This is a genomic window from Actinomycetota bacterium (assembly GCA_018333515.1).
Lineage (GTDB): Bacteria > Actinomycetota > Aquicultoria > Aquicultorales > Aquicultoraceae > Aquicultor.
In genome coordinates, this window is record JAGXSZ010000030.1 from 70,996 (window position 1) to 91,937 (window position 20,942).

At 55.1% G+C, this 20,942-nt stretch carries 19 protein-coding genes; 17 read left to right on the forward strand and 2 right to left on the reverse strand.

Annotation, left to right across the window (positions count from 1 at the left end; translation table 11 throughout):
* The first annotated feature begins 76 nt into the window (after positions 1 to 76).
* The 8 genes from rplM (at position 77) to KGZ93_07500 (ending at position 8,030) form a co-directional block, all read left to right on the forward strand.
* Positions 77 to 520, forward strand: coding sequence for a 50S ribosomal protein L13 (rplM, locus tag KGZ93_07465; protein ID MBS3909449.1), 444 nt, complete (start codon positions 77 to 79; stop codon positions 518 to 520).
* A 2-nt stretch (positions 521 to 522) separates the two neighbouring features.
* Positions 523 to 918: a 30S ribosomal protein S9 gene (gene rpsI / locus KGZ93_07470; GenBank protein ID MBS3909450.1), complete on the forward strand. Its 396-nt coding sequence runs from the start codon at positions 523 to 525 to the stop codon at positions 916 to 918.
* Between the two features lie 107 nt (positions 919 to 1,025).
* On the forward strand, positions 1,026 to 2,060 hold the full coding sequence (locus KGZ93_07475; GenBank protein ID MBS3909451.1) for an alanine racemase: 1,035 nt from the start codon (positions 1,026 to 1,028) through the stop codon (positions 2,058 to 2,060).
* Positions 2,061 to 2,218: 158 nt separating this feature from the next.
* Complete coding sequence (locus tag KGZ93_07480) at positions 2,219 to 3,547, forward strand: phosphoglucosamine mutase (GenBank protein MBS3909452.1); 1,329 nt, start codon at positions 2,219 to 2,221, stop codon at positions 3,545 to 3,547.
* 539 nt (positions 3,548 to 4,086) lie between these two features.
* Complete coding sequence (gene glmS / locus KGZ93_07485) at positions 4,087 to 5,910, forward strand: glutamine--fructose-6-phosphate transaminase (isomerizing) (GenBank protein MBS3909453.1); 1,824 nt, start codon at positions 4,087 to 4,089, stop codon at positions 5,908 to 5,910.
* Between the two features lie 103 nt (positions 5,911 to 6,013).
* Positions 6,014 to 6,196, forward strand: a complete 183-nt coding sequence (locus KGZ93_07490; protein MBS3909454.1) for a hypothetical protein — start codon at positions 6,014 to 6,016, stop codon at positions 6,194 to 6,196.
* A 104-nt stretch (positions 6,197 to 6,300) separates the two neighbouring features.
* A complete protein-coding gene (locus KGZ93_07495; protein ID MBS3909455.1) occupies positions 6,301 to 6,732 on the forward strand; it encodes a NapC/NirT family cytochrome c in 432 nt (143 codons plus the stop codon).
* 23 nt (positions 6,733 to 6,755) lie between these two features.
* A complete protein-coding gene (locus tag KGZ93_07500) occupies positions 6,756 to 8,030 on the forward strand; it encodes an ammonia-forming cytochrome c nitrite reductase subunit c552 (protein ID MBS3909456.1) in 1,275 nt (424 codons plus the stop codon).
* A gap of 129 nt (positions 8,031 to 8,159) precedes the next feature.
* On the opposite strand, the gene KGZ93_07505 is transcribed toward KGZ93_07500, so the two are convergent.
* On the reverse strand, positions 8,160 to 9,434 hold the full coding sequence (locus KGZ93_07505) for a CapA family protein (protein ID MBS3909457.1): 1,275 nt from the start codon (positions 9,432 to 9,434) through the stop codon (positions 8,160 to 8,162).
* A 208-nt stretch (positions 9,435 to 9,642) separates the two neighbouring features.
* Here KGZ93_07505 and KGZ93_07510 point away from each other — a divergent pair, with 208 nt between their 5' ends.
* The gene (locus tag KGZ93_07510) at positions 9,643 to 11,064 is read left to right on the forward strand and encodes an MFS transporter (protein ID MBS3909458.1); all 1,422 of its coding nucleotides are present in this window, start codon (positions 9,643 to 9,645) and stop codon (positions 11,062 to 11,064) included.
* 104 nt (positions 11,065 to 11,168) lie between these two features.
* On the opposite strand, the gene KGZ93_07515 is transcribed toward KGZ93_07510, so the two are convergent.
* A complete protein-coding gene (locus KGZ93_07515; GenBank protein ID MBS3909459.1) occupies positions 11,169 to 13,229 on the reverse strand; it encodes a sodium-translocating pyrophosphatase in 2,061 nt (686 codons plus the stop codon).
* Positions 13,230 to 13,705: 476 nt separating this feature from the next.
* On the opposite strand from KGZ93_07515, the gene KGZ93_07520 reads away from it, so the two are divergent.
* The 8 genes from KGZ93_07520 (at position 13,706) to KGZ93_07555 (ending at position 20,830) form a co-directional block, all read left to right on the forward strand.
* Positions 13,706 to 15,373: an FAD-dependent oxidoreductase gene (locus tag KGZ93_07520; GenBank protein ID MBS3909460.1), complete on the forward strand. Its 1,668-nt coding sequence runs from the start codon at positions 13,706 to 13,708 to the stop codon at positions 15,371 to 15,373.
* Between the two features lie 100 nt (positions 15,374 to 15,473).
* Complete coding sequence (locus KGZ93_07525) at positions 15,474 to 15,851, forward strand: holo-ACP synthase (protein MBS3909461.1); 378 nt, start codon at positions 15,474 to 15,476, stop codon at positions 15,849 to 15,851.
* Positions 15,848 to 17,395 (forward strand): NAD(P)H-hydrate dehydratase, encoded by a 1,548-nt coding sequence (locus KGZ93_07530; GenBank protein MBS3909462.1) that lies wholly within the window; start codon positions 15,848 to 15,850, stop codon positions 17,393 to 17,395. Before KGZ93_07525 ends, KGZ93_07530 begins: the two co-directional genes overlap by 4 nt.
* Positions 17,396 to 17,442: 47 nt before the next feature.
* Positions 17,443 to 17,916, forward strand: coding sequence for a CBS domain-containing protein (locus tag KGZ93_07535; GenBank protein MBS3909463.1), 474 nt, complete (start codon positions 17,443 to 17,445; stop codon positions 17,914 to 17,916).
* Positions 17,917 to 18,001: 85 nt separating this feature from the next.
* A complete protein-coding gene (gene alr, locus KGZ93_07540; protein ID MBS3909464.1) occupies positions 18,002 to 19,120 on the forward strand; it encodes an alanine racemase in 1,119 nt (372 codons plus the stop codon).
* Between the two features lie 183 nt (positions 19,121 to 19,303).
* Positions 19,304 to 19,684 (forward strand): hypothetical protein, encoded by a 381-nt coding sequence (locus KGZ93_07545; GenBank protein MBS3909465.1) that lies wholly within the window; start codon positions 19,304 to 19,306, stop codon positions 19,682 to 19,684.
* Positions 19,685 to 19,881: 197 nt separating this feature from the next.
* Positions 19,882 to 20,307 (forward strand): hypothetical protein, encoded by a 426-nt coding sequence (locus KGZ93_07550; protein ID MBS3909466.1) that lies wholly within the window; start codon positions 19,882 to 19,884, stop codon positions 20,305 to 20,307.
* Positions 20,308 to 20,311: 4 nt separating this feature from the next.
* Positions 20,312 to 20,830, forward strand: coding sequence for a nitroreductase family protein (locus KGZ93_07555; protein MBS3909467.1), 519 nt, complete (start codon positions 20,312 to 20,314; stop codon positions 20,828 to 20,830).
* The last annotated feature ends 112 nt before the right edge of the window (positions 20,831 to 20,942 follow it).

Below are 20,942 nucleotides of genomic sequence, written 5' to 3' on the forward strand. Positions count from 1 at the left end.
TTTGATAGTATATTATGGTTGCAATATTAACGATTTTCGATTATAGTTTACTTTTGTATGTAAGGTTGGAGGAGAGATGAAGACATATTCTGCAAGGCCGAAAGATATTGAGCGCGAGTGGTTTGTCGTCGACGCAGCCGGCATTCCCCTGGGTCGTCTTGCGACAAGAGTCGCGCATATATTGAGAGGCAAACACAAAACGATGTATACGCCGAGCATGGACGTTGGTGACCATATAGTCATCATCAATGCCGAGAAAATCGCCATGACCGGTCGCAAAGCTCAAACCAAGATGTACTACCGTCACTCCGGCTACATCGGTGGCCTGAAAGAGATGACATTCGAGAAGTTGCAGGCGAAACATCCCGAGCGCATTCTAGAACTCGCTATAAAGGGTATGCTTCCTCACAACAGCCTCGGCAGGGCAATGTTTAGGAAATTGAAGGTCTATGCCGGGACGGAGCATCCACACAGCGCCCAGCAACCAAAAATTCTTGATATCAGGGCGGAAGGAGAGTAGTGATGGCGGACAAAGTTGTTTATGCGGGAACCGGACGCAGGAAAGATGCTGTCGCTCGAGTTCGCTTGATGCCCGGCACGGGAACCTTTAGTATCGGCGGCAAAACACTCGAGCAATATTTTGGACGCAAGACGCTGCAGGCGCTAGTCCAGCAGCCGTTTAACGTAACCGGCACATTGGCCAGGTTTGATGTTATCGCCAAAATCGAAGGCGGCGGCATTAGCGGTCACGCCGGAGCGTTGCGTCATGGTATCGCTCGCGCGTTGCTCGAAGCCGACGACGGTTTTCGCGCCGAGCTTAAGAGAGCGGGGCTTTTGACCCGCGACCCGAGAATGAAAGAGCGCAGGAAGTACGGCTTGAAGAAAGCGCGTAAGCGTCCGCAATTCTCAAAGAGGTAATTCTATCGCACCGACAGAGGTTAGAGAAGTTCGCTTCTTTAACCTCTTTTTTTGACTCACGCAATGGCTTTGCGTGCCCTTCATCGTTCCGGCCCAAGAGGTGTGATTTGTCGCTGCCGAGAATAGTCATCGATTTAACCAAAATAGAGCATAATACGCGGGTTTTGATGTCGACCCTCGGCGGGTTCGGTATCGAGCTGGCCGGCGTGGTCAAGGCGGTCCTCGGAAGTCCCGAGGTCGCTCGGGCGATGCTAAACGGCGGCGCTACGATTATCGGGGATTCACGGCTCGCCAACCTGAGGCGTCTGGCTAGCGTGGGCGCGCCGTTGATGATGCTGCGGCAGCCGATGCGTGACGAGGTCGAAGAGGTCGTGTCGATAACCGACGTCTCTCTCGTCTCCGAGCTGCGCGCTATCGAGTGGGTCGCCCGCGCGGCGCGCGCGCAGGGCAAGCGATATAAAGTCATAATCATGGTCGAGACCGGGGACCTTCGCGAGGGGGTGCTCCCCGCGGAGCTAGAACGTTTTGTCGGGGAAGCCCAGCGCCACGATTCTATTGAAATCGCAGGCATTGGCACCAACGTAGCATGCCTGCGGGGCGCGCCTCCCACATCCGCCATGCTAGATCGCCTTGTGAAAGGTGCCGAGGCTTTGCGCGCAGGCCGGCATTTGGCCCTGCCCGTAATCTCCGGCGGAAATTCCAGCGCCTGGAAGTTACTAGAGGCGGGGCTCGTCCCGTCGCAGGTGAACCAGGTACGCCTCGGTGAAGCTATTTTACTAGGGCAGGAGACGGTCGATTACGATCCTATCCCCGGGCTTTTTCAAGATGCCGTCACGTTAGAGGCCGAGTTTATCGAGGTGCGGGACAAACCGATCGAAATCCACTTAGGACGCATGGGAAACAACGTCCCCTCTTGTATTTTAGCGCTGGGCTCACAGGACATCTGTCGGGGCCGGCTCAGGGCGCTCGATGCGGGCATTCGTGTCTCGCGAAGGAGCAGCGACCATCTGGTCGTCGATATTTCGGCATCCGACAGAACGTATGAAACCGGCGACACCGCCAAATTTATCCCGAGCTACGAGGCACTGCTCGCGGCGATGACCTCACCCTTTGTTGAGAAGTCGTTTCTGTGGCCGTCTTGATGGCGGGTTTTGTAGAGTAGTTTAAGCGTGTAGTATTTTTGTAGGCTTATCAATAACATGTTATACTAAACCGATTGTGACGTAGTAGCAGCCGCACCGAGAAGCATCTTTGCGGCGCCTGGGAGTCGGGCGTCTATTCATAAACCTGGAGGTGGAGTTTGACGAGGATATTTGGTACTGATGGGGTTCGCGGCATCGCCAATGCCGACCTCACGGCTGAGATGGCCTTTAAGCTAGGGCAGGCTGGAGCGGGTGTTCTCAGTAAGGGACGCGGGGGCATCTTCGTCATCGGAAAAGATACGCGCGTATCGGGAGACATGCTCGAAGCGGCGCTCGCCGCCGGCATTTGCTCGGTCGGCTCTAACGTCATAAAAGCGGGTGTCTTGCCGACACCCGCAATCGCTTATTTAACGAAGGCACTCAGGGTAGACGGCGGTATCGTGATATCCGCTTCGCACAACCCCGCCGAATATAACGGGATAAAGTTCTTCGGGGCGGACGGATTCAAGTTGGCCGACGGCGCAGAAGATGAGATAGAGAATGCTATGGGAAACCAGAAGGACCTTCCCACCGGCTCGAGCATCGGCACGATCAAGTCGCACCCCGGGGCGGATGATTTATATATCGACCACGCGGTCGCTAGCATAACCGGAGGGCTGGACGGTTTGCGGGTGGCGATAGATTGCGGCAACGGCGCGGCCTACAAAGTCTCACCGGCAGTCTTCAAGCAGCTCGGAGCGGACGTGTTAGCGGTAAACACCAACCCCAACGGCGCCAACATCAACCTGGGCTGCGGTTCGACCTATATTGAATATCTTCAGGAGATAATCGGCTCGCACAACGTCGATGTCGGGTTCGCGCACGACGGCGACGCCGACCGCGTCATCGCCATCGATGAGAACGGCGACGTCGTCGATGGCGATTTCATGCTTGCGATATGCGCTGCCTATATGAAGGAACAGGGGAAGTTGCCCGAAAACGCCCTGGTCACAACGGTCATGGCGAATCTAGGCTTTGATTTGGCGATGAAGGACCACGGCATCGAGCTGGTCAAGACTAAGGTCGGCGATCGCTATGTTCTAGAAGAGATGCTTAAGAGAAACATAAGAATCGGCGGTGAGCAGTCGGGGCACATCATATTTCTCGACCACGCGACGACCGGCGACGGTGTTATAACAGCTCTGCAGCTTGCCTCGGTTATCAAGCAGACCGGCAAACCCTTGTCGGAGCTGAGAAAAATCATGGCGAAGCTACCGCAAGTCTTGATAAATGTCAAAGTGAAGCAGACAAACGGCTGGCAAGAGATATCCTCCATAAGGGAGCGAATCAAGAAGGCCGAGGACGAGTTGGGCAACCGTGGACGGATTTTAGTGCGGCCGTCCGGGACGGAACCTTTGATCCGGGTGATGGTCGAGAGCGATAGCGGCGAGAACGCGAGCTTTATCGCGTCGAGCGTGGCGGATATGATACGAAATGAATTAGGGTAAACGAAGAAACGCAAGCTTTAGAGATTCTTCGTTTCACTCAGAATGACAACTCATAAAACGTGTGACGGAATCCTAGCGAGCGCTGTAAAAAATAGGTATAATAGTATTGTTTTTAAGCACATTGTGTTCAACCGGGGGGGTGGCCCAAGAAAATAAAAATGACCTGCGGCTAGAGCTTCGGGGCTAAATAGGGGATAGAAAGCGCCAGAACCGGCCTAACGCAAAGCAACACCAAGTACGCACTACTCTTGCGATAGGGCCAGTTGACGAGGGAGAGGTTAATCGAGAAGTCTTCGGGAGAGTCCCGAAGCATTCGGCGGGTGCCTCTCGGCAGGCCACAGTCGTTATGGAATCCACAAAACCGGCGGGCGACCACCGGGACAAATGGATGCCAGCGTGGCGGTAGAACCGGTATGTCCATATATCGACACCACACCGGGGCTGCTAATCAGGACCATTCAGTAATTCAGTAATCCCCTAAGCGACTTCAATTGATTTATTGCCAATATCGTTGTGATGCGATAACGAAGGGAGAACTTATGTGCGGAATCGTCGGGTACATCGGCCAACAGGACACGGTGCCCATACTCGTAAACGGTCTAAAACGTTTGGAATACCGGGGTTATGATTCAGCGGGAATCGCGACCTTAAACGGGGATATAAGTGTAGTGCGGCGTCTCGGGAAGCTGGCCGAGCTTGAGATAGCGCTCGGCTGCGACGCTCTGACCGCCACCATCGGCATCGGCCACACGCGCTGGGCTACGCACGGCAGGCCCTCCGAGGAGAACGCCCATCCGCACGCGGATTGTTCGGGCGATATCGCGGTCGTCCATAACGGGATAATCGAGAACTACCTCTCCCTCAAAGAAGAGCTGCAAGCAAGAGGGCATGTCTTTAAGTCGGAGACCGACACCGAGGTCATCGCCCATCTTGTCGAAGAGAAATACGACGGAAATCTTTTCGAGGCCGTGCGGGCCGCGATTGACGAGGTAAGGGGTTCGTTCGCGATAGCCGTTCTCTGTAAGCATGAGCAGGATAAAATCATCGCCGCCCGCAAAGACAGCCCGCTCATCCTGGGTTTGGGCGAGGGCGAGAATTTCATCGCCTCGGACATCCCCGCGATTCTCGGCCGCACACGGGATATCCTCCTTCTCGAAAACGATGAGATGGCCGAGGTCACGACCGAGTACGTCAAGATATTCGACCGCCACGGCGCGCTCGTCGAACGCGAGATATTCGAGGTCCATTGGGATGACGAGGCCGCGGAGAAGTGCGGCTACGAGGATTTCATGCTCAAAGAGATTTACGAGCAGCCGGTGGCTGTCCGCGAGACCATTCGCAGCAGTTTCCAAGGGAGCAAAGTCGTCGTCGAGAATTCGGCCCATCTGACCGACGATACCGTCAAATCGATAAACAAGATATTTGTCGTCGCGTGCGGCACATCCTACCACGCGGGCCTCGTCGGCAAGACCGTTATCGAGAATTGGGCGAGAATCCCCGTCGAGGTCGACATCGCCTCGGAGTTTAGATATCGCAACCCGATAATCGATGAAAAAACACTGGTCGTCCCGATCTCACAATCGGGCGAGACCGCCGACACATTGGCGAGCATGCGCGAGGCGAAACAGCGCGGCGCCAAGATAATGGCGATAAGCAACGTGGTCGGGAGCAGTATCGCGCGCGAGGCGGACGGCACGATTTACACGCACGCCGGCCCCGAGATAGGTGTCGCGGCCACCAAGACGCTGGTCTCGCAGATGTCGGCCATATACGTGCTCGCGCTCTATTTGGCGCAGTTGCGCGGTACGCTCACCCAGGCCGAAATCGAGACTTACGCCGCCGAGCTTAAAGAGTTGCCCGACAAAATAGAGACGCTCCTTGCCGACGTCGATGATATAAAGATATGCGCGCGGGAGTTCGTCGATTGCGGGAGTTTTCTTTTCATGGGGCGCGGAATCGGCGTGCCGGTCGCCATGGAGGGCGCGCTCAAGCTAAAAGAGATATCCTACATCCACGCCGAGGGCTATGCCGCCGGCGAGATGAAGCACGGCCCCATCGCGCTGCTGGAGCGCGGCGTTCCCGTCGTAGTAGTCGCCACAAAAGGCCGCACCTACGAGAAGGTGATAAGCAATATCCAGGAGGCGCGCGCGCGCGATTCTTACGTCATCGCGGTCGCCACCGCCGGCGACGAGGAGATAAAACACCACGCCGACTACGTATTCTTTGTGCCCGAGACGAGCGAGTTCCTCTCGGCCATCCCGGCGGTCGTGCCGCTGCAGCTTCTCGCCTACAACATAGCAAAACTAAGAGGCTGCAACGTCGACCAGCCCCGGAATTTGGCTAAGAGCGTGACGGTGGAGTAACCTTACTTAAATAGCGAGCCTGGAATGGGCAGCGCCTTTACATTTACCATCCCCGTGGTATCGGATACCAAAGAGCACCTCAGGCCCGAGGGGGAAGTTAATTATGGGTAAAGAAAAGATCCTGGTCGTTGATGATGAGCCAAAAATATTAAAAGTTATCGAGCACTCTTTGCGCAACGAAGGTTTTCACATCCTGAAGGCCTCTGATGGCGCCGAAGCGCTAAGTCGCTCTCTCAAGTCAAACTTTTTCAGGCAATATTGTTATAGATTTGTAAGATTTGTTTAACAACTTGTTAACTTTTTGTCGTATCTTCTATTTAAGACTATTTTTGCAAACGATTTTTCAACCAGGGTCGTCACTGAAAGCTCGGGGGAAGGGGGTGGATCGATTTGAAGCTTAAAGGTCTAACTTCGCTTAAGGGACTGTCTTTAGTCGCCGTCCTTCTTCTTTTTTTCGGCGGGATATCCTACGCCGGTTTTGAAGCGACTTCTACCAACGAGTTCTGCGGAAGTTGCCATGTGATGGAGCGGGCATATGAATCCTGGTATCACTCAGCCCACAGAGAGCCCATCAGCTCATGCGAAGACTGTCATCTGCCAAAAAACCTCGGCAATAAAATAGTGTACAAGATTGGCTCGGGTGCTAATGACATCTACAAGAATTTAACCGGGCCTCCCGATGTCATCCATGCTAAAGATAATACCAGGGAAATCGTTAATGAGAACTGCGTGAGTTGCCACGCGGAGTTAATAACCAAGATTGACTTGAGCGGGGGCGGCAAATGTGTAGACTGCCACCGCGGCACACCTCATGGGCGCTAATTTAAAGGAAAGGTCGTGAAGACATGAGAAAATGGGTTGCTCTGTTGTTATCAACGTTAATATTATTGACCTTAGTCGCTGTTATTGGTTGCGGAAACCGCGAGGCGGATGTCGCATCCACCACCCCTGTAAGCTTCTCAATTCCGAAGGATGAGCTTGACCCCGCCGTATGGGGCAAGGCCTTCCCCGACCATTATGCCAGTTATTTAAAGAACAACGAGGGCGGTATGACCGAGTACGGGGGGTCCGATCCGGTATCCAAATTTGAGAGCCAACCACTTTTGACCGAGCTTTTCAAGGGTCATGGTTTTAGCATCGAATTCAAAGAAGACCGCGGCCATACTTTATCCCTGAAGGACGTAAAGGAAACTAAGCGAATTACCGCTAAGAGCACGGCATCGTGTATGATGTGCAAGACTCCGACCGCGCCAAAACTCGTCGCGGAAATGGGAATCGACTTCTACAAACAGCCCTTTTCTGAAATGATAAAAAAAGCCGAGCATCCCATCGTCTGTGCGGATTGTCATGATCCAAAAACCATGCAACTGAGGGCGGTGCGTCAGCCTTTTATTAAGGCAATGGAGCGGAGGGGTGTTGATATCAGTAAGGCCGGCAGGCAAGAGATGCGTTCTTATGTTTGCGCGCAGTGCCACGTCGAGTATTACTTCGAGCGTGACACCAAGGAAGTAACCTTCCCCTGGGATAAAGGTTTTACGCCCGATGAGATGGAGTCGTATTACGAGGAGGTTGAACCCGGCTTCTCAGACTGGGAACACCCGGATTCCAAGGCCCCGATGATAAAGGCGCAGCATCCCGAATTCGAGGCTTTCCAGAACAGCACGCATGCAAGTGCGGGATTGGCGTGTGCGGATTGTCATATGCCCTACATGAAGGTCGGCAAGAACAAAATCTCCTCTCACCAGTGGACCAGTCCCCTCAAGACCATCTCCCAGAGTTGCGGTACCTGCCACCGCCAAGGGGAAGATTGGCTCAAGGAAAGGGTCAACTACATCCAGTCAAAGACCTTCAATCTATTACTAGAAGCGCAAGCCGCCTCAAATGACGCCCACAAGGCGGTACAAAAAGCCCTCTCCGTGCGGGGCGCGGATGAAAAATTAATTAAAGACGCCCAGGTGCTTGTGGTAAGGGGTCAGTGGAGATGGGATTATGTGGCCGCGGAAAACAGCACCGGCTTCCATAACCCAGTATTACTTATTGAAACACTCGGCAAATCGATCGATCAATCCAGGCAAGCCCAGATATTGGCCGAGGGGGCTATTGCGGGGGCGAAACAGTAGAAAAAAGAAGGCTGTTTTCTTTGCTTTGTGCCGGAGACGGGCGTGACGGTGGAGTAGAACATCGCCGCGGCTGATTTAGTGTCAACAAAAATTTAGGCAAAGCTCACGGCTTTGATATTATTGTTCGCGTCAGTGGACTTGGGCGGTGTCTCCGAGGATGTTGACGACCGTTCCGTAGGGCTCGGACATGTCGCGCAGTTTCTTGAGGATGGATGTCGCGGCGCAGCCGGCGGCGATGCTCGGCTTGCCGTTGTAGTCGATGACGACGGGAACGACTTCGGCGCCGACTATCATGCCTTTTGCGAGCGATAGTTTCAGAATAAAGGTCTCGTTATAGTCGATGGACCCGGGGGCGAAGATGAAGTCGCCCATGTTGTACGCGATTAACTTGCCGTTGTAGAGTTCGATGCCGTGCATCGCGCGTGGATGGTGTCCCATGACTATATCGGCGCCCGAGTCTATGGCCTTACGGGCGAATCTGCGCCGGCTTTCGCCGACGGCGTCTCCGAACTCCTCGCCCCAGTGACAAGATATGATAAGGTAGTCGCTTTCCATAGCGGCCTCGCGGATGATGGTGCTTATCTCACTTCGCTCCGGGAAGCCCGCCGTTCCGGCTTTATCGCTCGTAGCGAGTTCGCCATCGGCGGTTACGTCGGAAAAAGCCAGGAGCGCGACTTTCTTACCCTTAACCTTCATTATCGTACCGGTATATGCTTCCTGGGAATTGTTGCCGGCTCCGGCACTCGCTATTCCCGCCAGGTTGAGTGCGTTTACAGTGCTTCGCAGGCCGTTATCGCCGAAGTACATTATGCGGTCGTTAGCGAGCGAAACCAGATTTATGCCCGCCGCTTTCATGCCCTTGGCCGCTTCCGGCGTGCCTCGCATGTAGTAACTCTTATCGTCCGACGGGCTGGTTCCCGGCGCGAGCGCGGACTCCAGATTTCCGAAGACTACATCGCCGTTCTTTAGGGCCGTCGAGATATCGGAGAAGGGCTCCTCGACGCCTTTGTCTTTTATCATCTCGCCGACCTGTCCGCCGAAGGACGTGTTGCCAAGGCCGAGGAAGAATATCGTCTCGGTGGTCTCTTCTTCGACGACCGGCTGACCTATCGTTGTAGACGTTATGGCGGCGAGGGTGGTCGTGGTAGTAATGGCGACCTTTTTAACCGGCGCTTCGGTCGTCACAGCCGAGGCGCTCCTGGGTTTATCGGCCACGGTCTGTGCGGGCTCTGATTTAAGATAGGCCGCCGCAAGGATTACCGGGGGAACAAGGAGCCACGCCAGCTTTAGCGTCTTAGCGCCATAGCGTTTAACGAGTTCCTTTTGTATTTGTTTTTGCCGTGTTCTACTTAGGTTGGAAGATTTAGGCTGGGATTGTTCTTCTTCGAAGTCATCTATTCGCATAATCACCTAGCGCTTATTGTAAAACGAAATGGGAAATATTGCAAGTTTATTCGTATGCCTCCGGCCTATTGCAGCGATGAGCTAATATCTTTGTCTTATTGATAGTGCTGAAGGCCCTCGGGATTCTTGGCCGCGGGGGCCGTTTTTTACTTTTCAAACGCCCGGCGCCGGAGTAAACTTACAACTATTGTCGTGAGTAGGCCTTGCGGTGGATCCGCGTGAAAAAGGGGAGTTGGCCGGGTTGCAGCAGCAAAACGACGCATTGCAAACGAGAATAGACGAAAGTGCGGGGACGAAGTTGGTCGCCGTGCTCAGCGTCGCGCTCTTCTTTTCGGTGATGAACGGCTCGATGTTTGTAGTCGCGCTCCCGGACATCGCGCGCCAATTCACTCTCTTGCCTTCGCAGGCCGGTTGGGTCATCATCGGATACGCCGTCATCTTCGCGCTCGGCTCGATGACCTACGGAAAGTTGGCCGATATATACTCGTTGCGAAGACTTATAACAGTCGGGGTCTTGCTCTTCGCTATCGGGTCGCTCATTGGTTTATTCTCGAACGGGTTTGCGATGCTGATAGCGGGCAGGCTGGTGCAGGCGCTCGGCGCGTCAGCCATACCCGCGCTCGCGATGCTCATCCCGATACGTTATTTTCCATTCAGTGAGCGGGGGCGGGTCTTGGGGATAGCCGCTTCGAGTATCGCATTCGGCGCCGGCATCGGCCCCCTGACGGGCGGACTGGTCACCGGCTTGTTACATTGGCGCTATCTCTTTCTGGTTTCGCTCGGTATGTCGATCACGCTCCCGTTCTTTCGCTTATGGCTGGCGGACGAGCCGAAGAAGGAGGGTTCGTTCGACTTTATCGGTGCGGTTACGCTGGCGGTAGCGGTAGCCGCCCTTTTGCTCCTAATAACCAAATATTCACCGCTGCTGATGGCCGTGTCTATAGTATCGTTCGGGCTCTTCCTGATACGGGTCAACCGGGCTCGCAATCCTTTCATACAGCCGACGTTGCTCGCTAACCGCTACTATCGCAACGCGCTTGTCAATGGATTTCTGGCGATGGGATCGGCCTTCGGAATCATGTTTCTGGTGCCTCTCATGCTCAGCCATACGAATCAACTCAACACGGCCATCATCGGGATGGTCATGTTTCCCGGCGCTATGAGCGCCGCCATTATGGGCCGCAAAGGCGGTAAGCTCGCCGACAGAAAAGGCAGCGTTTCGGTTGTATATATGGCGTTGGCGCTGATGTCGCTGGGGTTTATAGCATTATCCACCTTTGCGGGTTCGAGTATTTATGCGATAGTGCTCTCTTTAGTAGTCGGCAACACAGGGTTCGCGTTCATACAAGCCGCTCTGGCCAAGGTCGTCTCGACTACGCTCCCGCATAAGCAGGCGGGCGTCGGCATGGGTATCTATAACCTCGTTAATTTTATGGCCGGCGCCTTGAGCGTCGCGGTTCTCGGTAAGTTTCTGGATATATCCTCAAGCTCTATGGCAATCAATCCGCTCGCGATAAAGCCTGCGGCGTTTATTTACAGCAATCTCTTTTTCGGGCTGGCGATTGTCACTCTAGTTAACATCGGCTTGTTCCACCACACCTTCAAGGGCTTTAAGAGCACCGGCGAATAGCCGCTTGCCGCGGCGCGCTTAGTCGGGCCTTTGAAAGCATCCGGCATAAAAAGAACGCCTTGCGTTATACAAGGCGTTCTTTATCCTTTCGTTCTATCCGGTTCTTAGAGGAACGGGATTATGAGGAGCGCGACGATGTTGATGACCTTGATCATCGGGTTGATCGCCGGGCCCGCAGTGTCTTTATACGGGTCGCCGACGGTGTCGCCGGTTACCGCTGCCTGGTGGGCAAATGAACCCTTGCCGCCGAGGTTGCCGTCTTCGATATATTTCTTGGCGTTATCCCATGCGCCACCGCCGGTGGTCATCGAGATAGCGACAAAAATACCGGTGATGATGCTGCCGACGAGCACGCCGCCGAGCATCGTGGCGCCGACCGCGGGTCCTGCCGTTCCCACGAGCGCCTTGCCGATGAATAGAATAATAATCGGTGTCAGCACCGGGATGAGCGCCGGCGTAATCATTTCTTTGAGTGAAGCTGTCGTAACGATATCGACGCATTTCGCGTAGTCGGGTTTTCCGGTTCCTTCCATGATCCCCGGAATCTCGCGGAATTGGCGCCTTACCTCATCGACAACCGCTCCCGCCGCACGGCCGACTGCGCCCATGCTGTAAGAAGCGAAGAGATACGGCAACAAACCACCGATAAAGAGACCGACGATGACGTAAGGATCGGAGAGGCTAAAGGTAAGCTCTCCCGCCGCGATAGCCGCTTTCAAGGCTTCGCTGCCGAGGTTCTGCAGGTCTGCCGTATACGCCGCAAAGAGGGCGATAGCGGCCAGACCGGCTGAGCCGATAGCATAACCTTTGGTAACCGCTTTGGTCGTGTTGCCGACAGCGTCGAGCGCGTCGGTGACCGTTCTAATCTCCTCGGGAAGCTCCGCCATCTCAGCGATACCGCCTGCGTTATCTGTGATTGGGCCGAAGGCGTCGATGGCGACTACGATACCGGTCATCGATAGCATAGCCATCGCCGCGATCGCGATGCCGTAAACACCGGCGAGAGAGAAGGCGGCCAGGATGCCGGCACCGATGACGATAACGGGCAACGCGGTCGATTGCATACCGATAGCAAGACCCTGGATGACATTAGTGCCGTGGCCGGTCGTGCTGGCGTTGGCGATAGCTCTTACCGGAGCGTACCTCGACGCAGTGTAGTAGTCGGTGATTATTACTAGTGCCGCTGTGACAAGAATACCTACGAGGGAAGCGCCGAATAGAGCGCCGACCGAGATATTGAGTGGGTTGCCCTCCATAAACATCTGGGTAATCGGGTAAAAAGCGATAGTGGCGAGAATCGCCGATGCGGCGAGGCCTTTGTAGAGTGCGCCCATGATGTTGTTGCTCTTGCCGAGCTTGACAAAGAACGTGCCGAGGATAGAAGCGATAATCGATACTCCTGCCAGGGCTAGGGGATAAAGCACCGCGTTCTCGTAACCCGGGAAGTACAGGGTTCCTAGGAGGATCGCGGCTACGGCGGTTACTACATAGGTCTCAAACAGGTCGGCCGCCATACCGGCATCGTCACCAACGTTGTCGCCAACGTTGTCGGCGATGACCGCTGGGTTTCTCGGGTCGTCTTCCGGAATACCCGCCTCGACTTTTCCGACTAGGTCGGCGCCGACGTCCGCGGCTTTAGTAAAGATACCGCCTCCTAGTCGGGCGAAAACAGATATAAGGCTTCCACCAAAACCAAGTCCTATCAGAGCGTGCGTGTTCTCTGTCGCAAACCAAAAACCGGATGTGACCAGTATTCCCAGACCTACGACGAGGATTCCAGTTACGGTTCCTCCCTTGAACGCCAGGTCGAGGGCCTTGGCCAGACCGTCTTTGGCGGCTTCCGCTGTTCTGACATTAGCGCGTACGGCTACGCTCATGCCGATATAACCCGCTGCTGCGGAGGCGAGAGCCCCTACGACGAACCCTATAGCGGTTAACGCTCCGAGGCCCGCAAAGAGAAGTATAAATAGCAGAATTAACACAATCGAAACTGTCATATACTGCCGTTTAAGATAGGCGGCAGCGCCTTCTTGGATCGCTTTCGCGATTTCCTGCATCTTTGCATTTCCTGCGGGCTTACGAAGGGTAGCGGCGATTAGATAGAGACCAAAAATAATGGCCAATACACCCGAGCCGAAGGAAATAAGCATTGCTTGTTGCTCCATAATCCACTCCTTTTCTAAGATTTTTGTTGTTTACCGAGGAAGCCATCTCTGTTTGAGACTAATTTAATATAGCAAAACAGCGCTTGTATATGCAAGCGCTAAACAACGCATACAGCGATAATAAAAAGAGCCAAAAGTCAAGGTGAACTGCTTTGTACCGGGCGTCCACGATAGCAAGAGTACCGCCGTATTGTAACATTCATTACAATGAAACGCTATTAAATTATCAAAATTTCCTTAAAAAACTATCGCTAAATAAGTAGTTTAGCAGGCGGTTAGCACGGGTGTTCGCGATGGTTGGTGCCATACACATACCTGGCAGGGTATAACATAAGAAATATTTTGTCTATTCGAATGTTTGGTTGTATATTTAATAATCACCGGAGGCGGTTTGCGCGGGCGGACGGAAATCTAGGGCGCGTAGACGGTCGAAGCACCCTATCTAAATTATTGTTGCCGCGAGGAGAGGATTTATTTTGCCACAAAAGGTCGTCATAGTCGGTGGTGTCGCCGGAGGTGCGGGCGCCGCGGCGCGACTTCGCAGGCTCGATGAGGAAGCCGAGATAATACTCTTCGAGCGCGACGAGTATATATCATTCGCCAACTGCGGCCTTCCTTATTACATCGGAGAGGTCATAAAGAAGCGCGACAATCTGCTTGTGCGGACGCCTAAGAGCATGCGCGAGCGCTTCCGAGTCGAGGTGCGCGTCAAAAGCGAAGTCACCAGGATACTCCGCGAAGAAAAGAGCGTTGAGGTATTCGACCGTGAAACCGGTAAGACCTATGCCGAGAGCTACGATAAGCTGGTTCTCGCTCCCGGCGCGGCGCCTTTCCGTCCGCCGATACCCGGTCTTGACGACGCGCGGGTTTTTTCGCTTAGAAACATCCCCGACACCGATACCATAAAGGGCTTTGTCGATGAGCGCAAGCCCGGTAAAGCGGTTGTCGTCGGCGCCGGATATATCGGCCTCGAGATGGCGGAAAACCTGCGCTTTCGCGGCGTCGAAGTCACCGTCGTCGAAATAGCCGACAGGGTCTTGCCCGGGCTGGATTTCGAGATGTCGGCCTTGGTCTATCAGCACCTCCTCAAGAAGGAGGTCGGGGTCATAACCGGTAACGGGGTGAAGGCGATATTGCCGGGTGAAGACGCCGTCACGGTCGAGCTGGCGGACGGGCGGCAAATCGGAGCCGACCTGGTAATTCTCGGACTCGGTGTCAAGCCGGAGACGAAATTGGCGGCCGAGGCCGGTCTTAAGCTCGGGGTCACCGGAGGAATCGCCGTCGATGAGCACCTTAGGACGTCCGACCCCGACATCTACGCGCTGGGCGACGCTATCGAGGTAAAAAACTTTGTCAGCGGCGAGCCCGCTTTGATCCCCCTTGCCGGACCGGCGAACAAACAGGGGCGGATGGCGGCCGATATCATCTGCGGGCGCGACCAAAGCTACAGCGCGACACAAGGAACCGCCGTGCTCAAGGTCTTTGATATGTCGGTCGCCGTGACCGGGCTTAACGAAGAAGCGCTCCGCCGCGCCGGGCTCGATTACCGGAAATCGATCATACACACCGCGTCTCACGCGACCTACTATCCCGGGGCGAGCACCCTATCCATTAAACTGCTCTTTGCGCCCGCTGACGGCAAGCTTCTCGGCGCCCAGGTGGTCGGCGCGGACGGGGTCGATAAAACCATGGATGTGCTGTCGGTTGCGATGCGAGCCGGTATGAGCGTCCACGACCTCGAAGAGCTGGAGTTATCGTATGCGCCACCTTTTTCAAGCGCCAAAAGCCCGGTGAATGTCGCCGGCTACGTCGCCTCCAACATCCTCAAGGGCGATTGCGATGTCTTCTACTGGGACGATATAGTCGCGATGGATAAAGAAAAGAGTATCTTGTTGGATGTTCGCTCGTCGTCCGAGTTTAAGAAGCCGGGGACTATCGAGGGCGCCCTGAATATACCGATAGACAAACTCAGGGACAGAATCGATGAGCTTCCGAAAGACAAGGATATATACCTCTTCTGCCAGGTCGGCCTGCGGGCGTACCTCGCTTGCCGGATTCTCAATCAGAAAGGCTACCGCACGAAGAATTTGAGCGGCGGCTATAAGACGTTTAAAGCGGCAAACGAAGTAAACGCCGGCAATTAAAACGTGGTGCTCGAATAAATTACTTCTCTCGCACTGACACCATCCCTTTCATCGTATAAAATAGAAGAAACAGGTCAATATCACCGGCAAAAGAGGCATCATGATAAAGGGAATCGGCGTAGACATCGTCGAAATAAGCCGCATAGAGCAGGCGATTAATCGCCGTTCAAAATTTACCGAGCGTCTATTTACCGATTTAGAACGTGATTATTGCCTGAGCAAACAGAAACCGCACCTCCATTTCGCCGCCCGTTTTGCGGCCAAAGAAGCCGCGGTAAAAGCGCTCGGCTCCGGAATGCGCGGCATGAAGTGGACCGACTTTGAAGTGCGCAGGGATAAATGGGGCCGTCCCTACCTGCGTCTCAGCGGAAACGCGGCGAACGCGGCGCAAGAGCGCGGTGTTTGCGATATCTTTTTGAGCCTTTCTTTCAGCCGCGAAGCGGCGATTGCCTCGGCGATAGCTGTGGGGATGGAGTGATTTTGCGCGTAGTCACCAGCGTTGAGTTGACGACGATAGAAGAGAAGGCCGAAGCCTCCTATGGTTTAGATGCAGGCTTATTGATGGAGCGGGCGGGGGCCGCCGTCGCCGAAGAGGCGGCGCGCATGGCCTCCGAACGAGCCCGCGTGCTGATTGTTTGCGGCAAAGGCAACAACGGCGGGGATGGTTTTGTGGCCGCCAGGCTGCTCAGCGAGGCCGGATTCAAAATCACGGTCGCCGCGCTCGCCCCGCGAGAGACACTAGCGCCCCTCGCCAAAGCGGCCTATGAAAAAATGCCGCCCGAGGTCAGCGTGTTAACGAGCGGGGATAGCCAAGCTCTCGACAGCGCGATTGACGAAGCCGACCTCATAATCGACGCTATCTTCGGGTTTAACCTCAAGGGCGCGGTGCGAGGCGTCGCGGTCGAAGCCATAGATAAAATCAACGGGTCGCACAAGCCCGTCCTGGCGGTGGATATGCCCTCGGGTCTCGAGGCCGACACCGGCAAAGCCCACGGCCGCGCGGTCAAAGCCGATGCGACGGTGACCTTTACGGCGCCGAAGGTCGGCGCGATGTTATATCCGGGTCTTGAGCTTACGGGCGCGACCGTCGTCGCCGATATCGGTATTCCCGAGGAACTCATCGAAGAGAACAGCGGTTATCGTTATCTCGATGCGCAAGAAGCCGGCGACTTATTGCCGGTGAGAGACCCTATGTCACATAAGAAATCGGTCGGCCAAGTACTGGTTATCGCCGGGTCGTGCGGGATGAGCGGCGCCGCTGTCTTGACTGGTCACGCCGCCTATAGGATGGGCGCCGGCCTTGTGGCCTTCGCTCCGCCCCAGGGAATCGTGCCGGTCTTAAGCGGCGCGCTAATCGAGGCGATTGTATGGCCGCAGCCCGAGACGGAGGCCGGTTCGCTCTTTTGGGACGCGCGCGGCTCGTTGTTCGAGCTTGCCGGCCAATACGATGTGGTCGCGCTCGGGCCGGGGCTCTCCACCAATCCGCGGACAGTCGAGTTCGTTAAAAAACTCGTTGCAACCATAGAGAAACCGCTCGTCATCGATGCCGACGCTCTGAACGCGCTCGCCGATGACCCGGATATTTTGAAGAATAGGGACGCCGTGACGGTAATCACGCCCCACCCCGGTGAATTGGCGCGTCTATACGGTGTGTCCGGCAAAGACGTGTTGGGGGATTGGCTCGGGTTCGCCAGGCGCGCCCGAGAGCGGTTCGGAGCGGTCGTTGTCTTAAAAGGCGCGACTACTGTTATCTGTGGCGCCGCTGAGACGACTATCAATGTGACCGGCAACCCCGGTTTGGCGACCGCCGGGACCGGCGACGTGCTGACCGGCTTTATCGCGGCTTTGATGGCGCAGGGAGTCGACCCTTACAACGCCGCGTGCTTGGGGGTCTACCTCCACGGTTTTTCGGCGGATATCGCGGCGGAAGATATCGGTGAACTCTCGTTGATGGCGTCGGATGTCATAGAGTATTTACCCGAGGCGCTGGCCTGGGTGATGGGCTGGGAAAGCCGCGCTTGAGGCGGAGTCCTGAAATAAGTAGTTTATAGTCCAAAGTGAGAGGGGTAGTGGAGATGGTACAACTAAAGACCGAGGTCAAAGACATCATGACCACCGAGATTATCACGTTCAAGCCGGATATGCCGGTAAAAGAGGCCGCTAAGGAACTATCGGAGGCGAATATCGACGGCGCGCCGGTCTTAGACGACGAAGGACGCATCATCGGCATAGTAGTCGAGAGCGATTTGATAATGCGGGAGGTCCGGCTGCATTTCCCGACCTACGTCCAGCTTCTCGACGGCTACATATACCTTCCCGGCAGCATGAGCCGTTTCGAAAAGGAGTTCAAGAAAGCGGTAGGCGCCAAGGTTGCCGATGTGATGAGTACCGATGTGGTCACTATCGACGTCGGCGCGACCGTCGAAGACGCGGCGACGATGCTGGTCGACAAAGACATCAACATGCTCCCCGTAATGGCCGAAGGAGAGCTGGTCGGCGTGGTTTCCAAGCGTGACCTCGTCAAAGCGATAGGCAGGAGTTAGGCCGTTTTTAAAAGCGCGGCTTTCTGAGAGCGGCGTTTTGGCTAAAACTAACGATAACGACACAACTAAAGAAGCGAGGAGAACGATGATTACGCGGCCCCTGAGGGCTGAGATAGACCTATCCGCTATCAAACATAACTTCCGCGAGGCGCAGAGGGTCGTCGGCGAGAACGTCAAGGTGATGGCTGTCGTAAAAGCCAACGCCTACGGGCACGGGCTTGTCCGCGCGGCCAAGGCGGCGAGCGAAGTCGGGGCAGCCTCGTTTGGCGTGGCCATCCCCGAAGAAGGCGCAATCCTTCGGGAAGCCGGCATCGTCGAGCAGATTCATGTCCTCACCGAGGCGGCGAGCGAAGCCGGCCCGCTTATCCTCGACAACGATTTGACGGCAACCGTCTTTTCGCGCGGCTCGGCGCGCGCGCTTTCGGACGAAGCTCTAAGGCGCGGGCGGGTCGCGCTCGTCCATATCAAAGTCGATACGGGGATGAACCGCGTCGGTTTAACCCCCGAGCGCGTCCCCGAACTGATTCGAGAGATGCGTTCATTGCGGGGCCTGGAGATTCAGGGGATTTTTACCCATTTCTCCGAGGCGGACGACCCGGCCGGCGATTACACGGCGTATCAGATGCAACGCTTCAAGGTTTTGGTTGATGCGCTCGAAGCCGAAGGGATTTGTCCGCGGGTCAAACACGCGGCGAACAGCGCGGGACTATATTTGTATCCCGATTCTCATTTCGACATGGTGAGGGTGGGCATCTCGCTCTACGGCCTGCACCCGAGCGAGGCCACCAGGGGCGTCGCTGATTTGCGGCCGGCGCTCTCCCTCAAGGCGCGGCTTTCGTATATAAAGAACCTCGCCCGAGGTGAGGGCGTAAGCTACGGCCGGACATATAAAGCGCCGTGCGATACGGTGATAGCGACGGTTCCGGCCGGCTACGGCGACGGATACTCGAGATTGCTTTCGAACAAGGCGGAGGTGCTTATCGGGGGACGCCGGTATCCGGCGGTCGGAAATATCTGCATGGACCAGTTTATGGTCGATGTCGGCCCGGACTCTACTGTCAAGGCCGACGATGACGTCACCCTGATCGGTCGCCAGGACAACGAAGAGATTACTGTGGACGAGATTGCCTCTTTGCTCGGGACCATTAATTATGAGGTTGTTTGCATGATAAATGGGCGCGTCCCACGGGTATACAAGGAGTAGAAGATGTCTGCCGCCAAAATCGTAGCTATCGTCGTAGGTGTCGTGTTCTTATGCGTCGTGCTTTTAGTGTTATACGTTTCATTCGGTCTTGTGGCCGTAAGGACAACGGGGGTGAACATTAGTCAAGAGCGAACAGGCAACGAGGAGGGTCGAACCATAGAAATATCCAAAGGAATCGATGACATGATTGTCTCCCTATCCTTGAAACCAAACCCGGTGGCGGTCGGCGAAGACCTTGCGATGACCGTATCGGTAACGAATACAGCCAAAGAACCCCGCGAACTCTCGTTTCGTTCGAGCCAACGATATGACTTCCGGGTCGTCGACGCGAACGGCGACGAAGTCTGGCGGTGGTCGGAGGGGAGGATGTTCGCCCAAGTCCTCGAAGACGTCGTTCTACAGAGTGCCCGGAAAACCGAATACTCGGAGAGTTGGAGCCTTGTCGATTCGAGGGGAGCGCCGGTCAAAGCCGGCGAATACAGAGTATTCGGCGCTATCGTTGCCGATGAGTTGAAAGGTGAAGAACTCGAAATCGATGTCGGGGTCGAAGCCGCTGAACGATAGCCGCTAAACCAACTGTCGGTCTGCCGGCGCCCTTTAGATAAATCAGTATTTGCCACTTACTTAAGTGTGGCAAGAAATTAAGATATGAGGAGGTGGTGGAAGGGTAAACAGATGATGAGCGAAATCAACAGCAGCGACAGCGTAACAGAACATACCGCAATATTTGGGCTGACCTGTTTTTTAAGGAGGGATAGTGCATGAGTGAAAAGATCTGCACGAAATGCATGGCCGTGTTCGATGGGCAGAAGTGGTTTTACGACGAAGGTAAACACTCTCGGCTCACGCGGATGCGGCGTGCGGAAGAGACTCTATGCCCGGGACATGAACGTATCGAGAAAAGAAGAATAGACGGTGTCGTGAGCTTAAAAGGGGTGTTTCTCAAAGACCATCTCGATGAGGCGATGAATCTCATTGATAATATCGCCGGCAAGCAAGTCCATAGAAATGTGGCGGCGCGCATATACAATGTCCACCGTAACGGCGAAGGCATTACCGTGGAGACGACAGAGACATCGCTCGCTGAGCGAATCGGGAAAGAATTCGAGAAAGCGTTTAGCGGCGATTTGACTATTCAATGGCTGAGGGATTCCGAGTTTGTAAGGGTAAGCTGGCAGAGGGATTAGTGGTATGGATATCTATGATGCTATAAACAGTCGGCGTAGTGTCAGGAAGTTCGACGGCGAGAGAGGCGTGGACAGGGTTCTGGTCGAGAAGTTGCTGCGCGCCGCGGTGAGGGCTCCGAACGCGGGCAACGCTCAACCCTGGAGGTTCGTAGTCGTCTATGACACGGCGCTGAGAGAACGGCTAAGTGAGGTGGCTCAAGGCCAGAAGTTCGTAGCGAATGCCCCGGTTGCGGTGGTCGTATGTGTCGACCTTGCCGCCGCCGATAAGGCTTACGGCCAAAGAGGCACGGAACTATACTGTCTTCAAGATACGGGGGCGGCCATAGAGAACCTGATGCTTGCCGCCTGCGCCGAAGGACTCGGCACATGCTGGGTCGGCGCTTTCGATGAGCGAGCGGCGGCGCTTGCGCTCGGTCTTTCCGCCGATGTAAGGCCGGTCGCGATGGTGGCAATCGGTGTCCCGGCAGCGCAACCGAGGGAGAAAGGACGGTTGGAACTCGACGAAATAACCGAATGGCGCTAAGCTTCGCACCACTTGAGAACAGAAGGCCTTCAGTAAACCGGAGGCCTTTTCAATTAATAAAGATCCCTCTTTGGCAAAAAAACGCAAAGCTGGTAGAATTTAAAGGGTCACA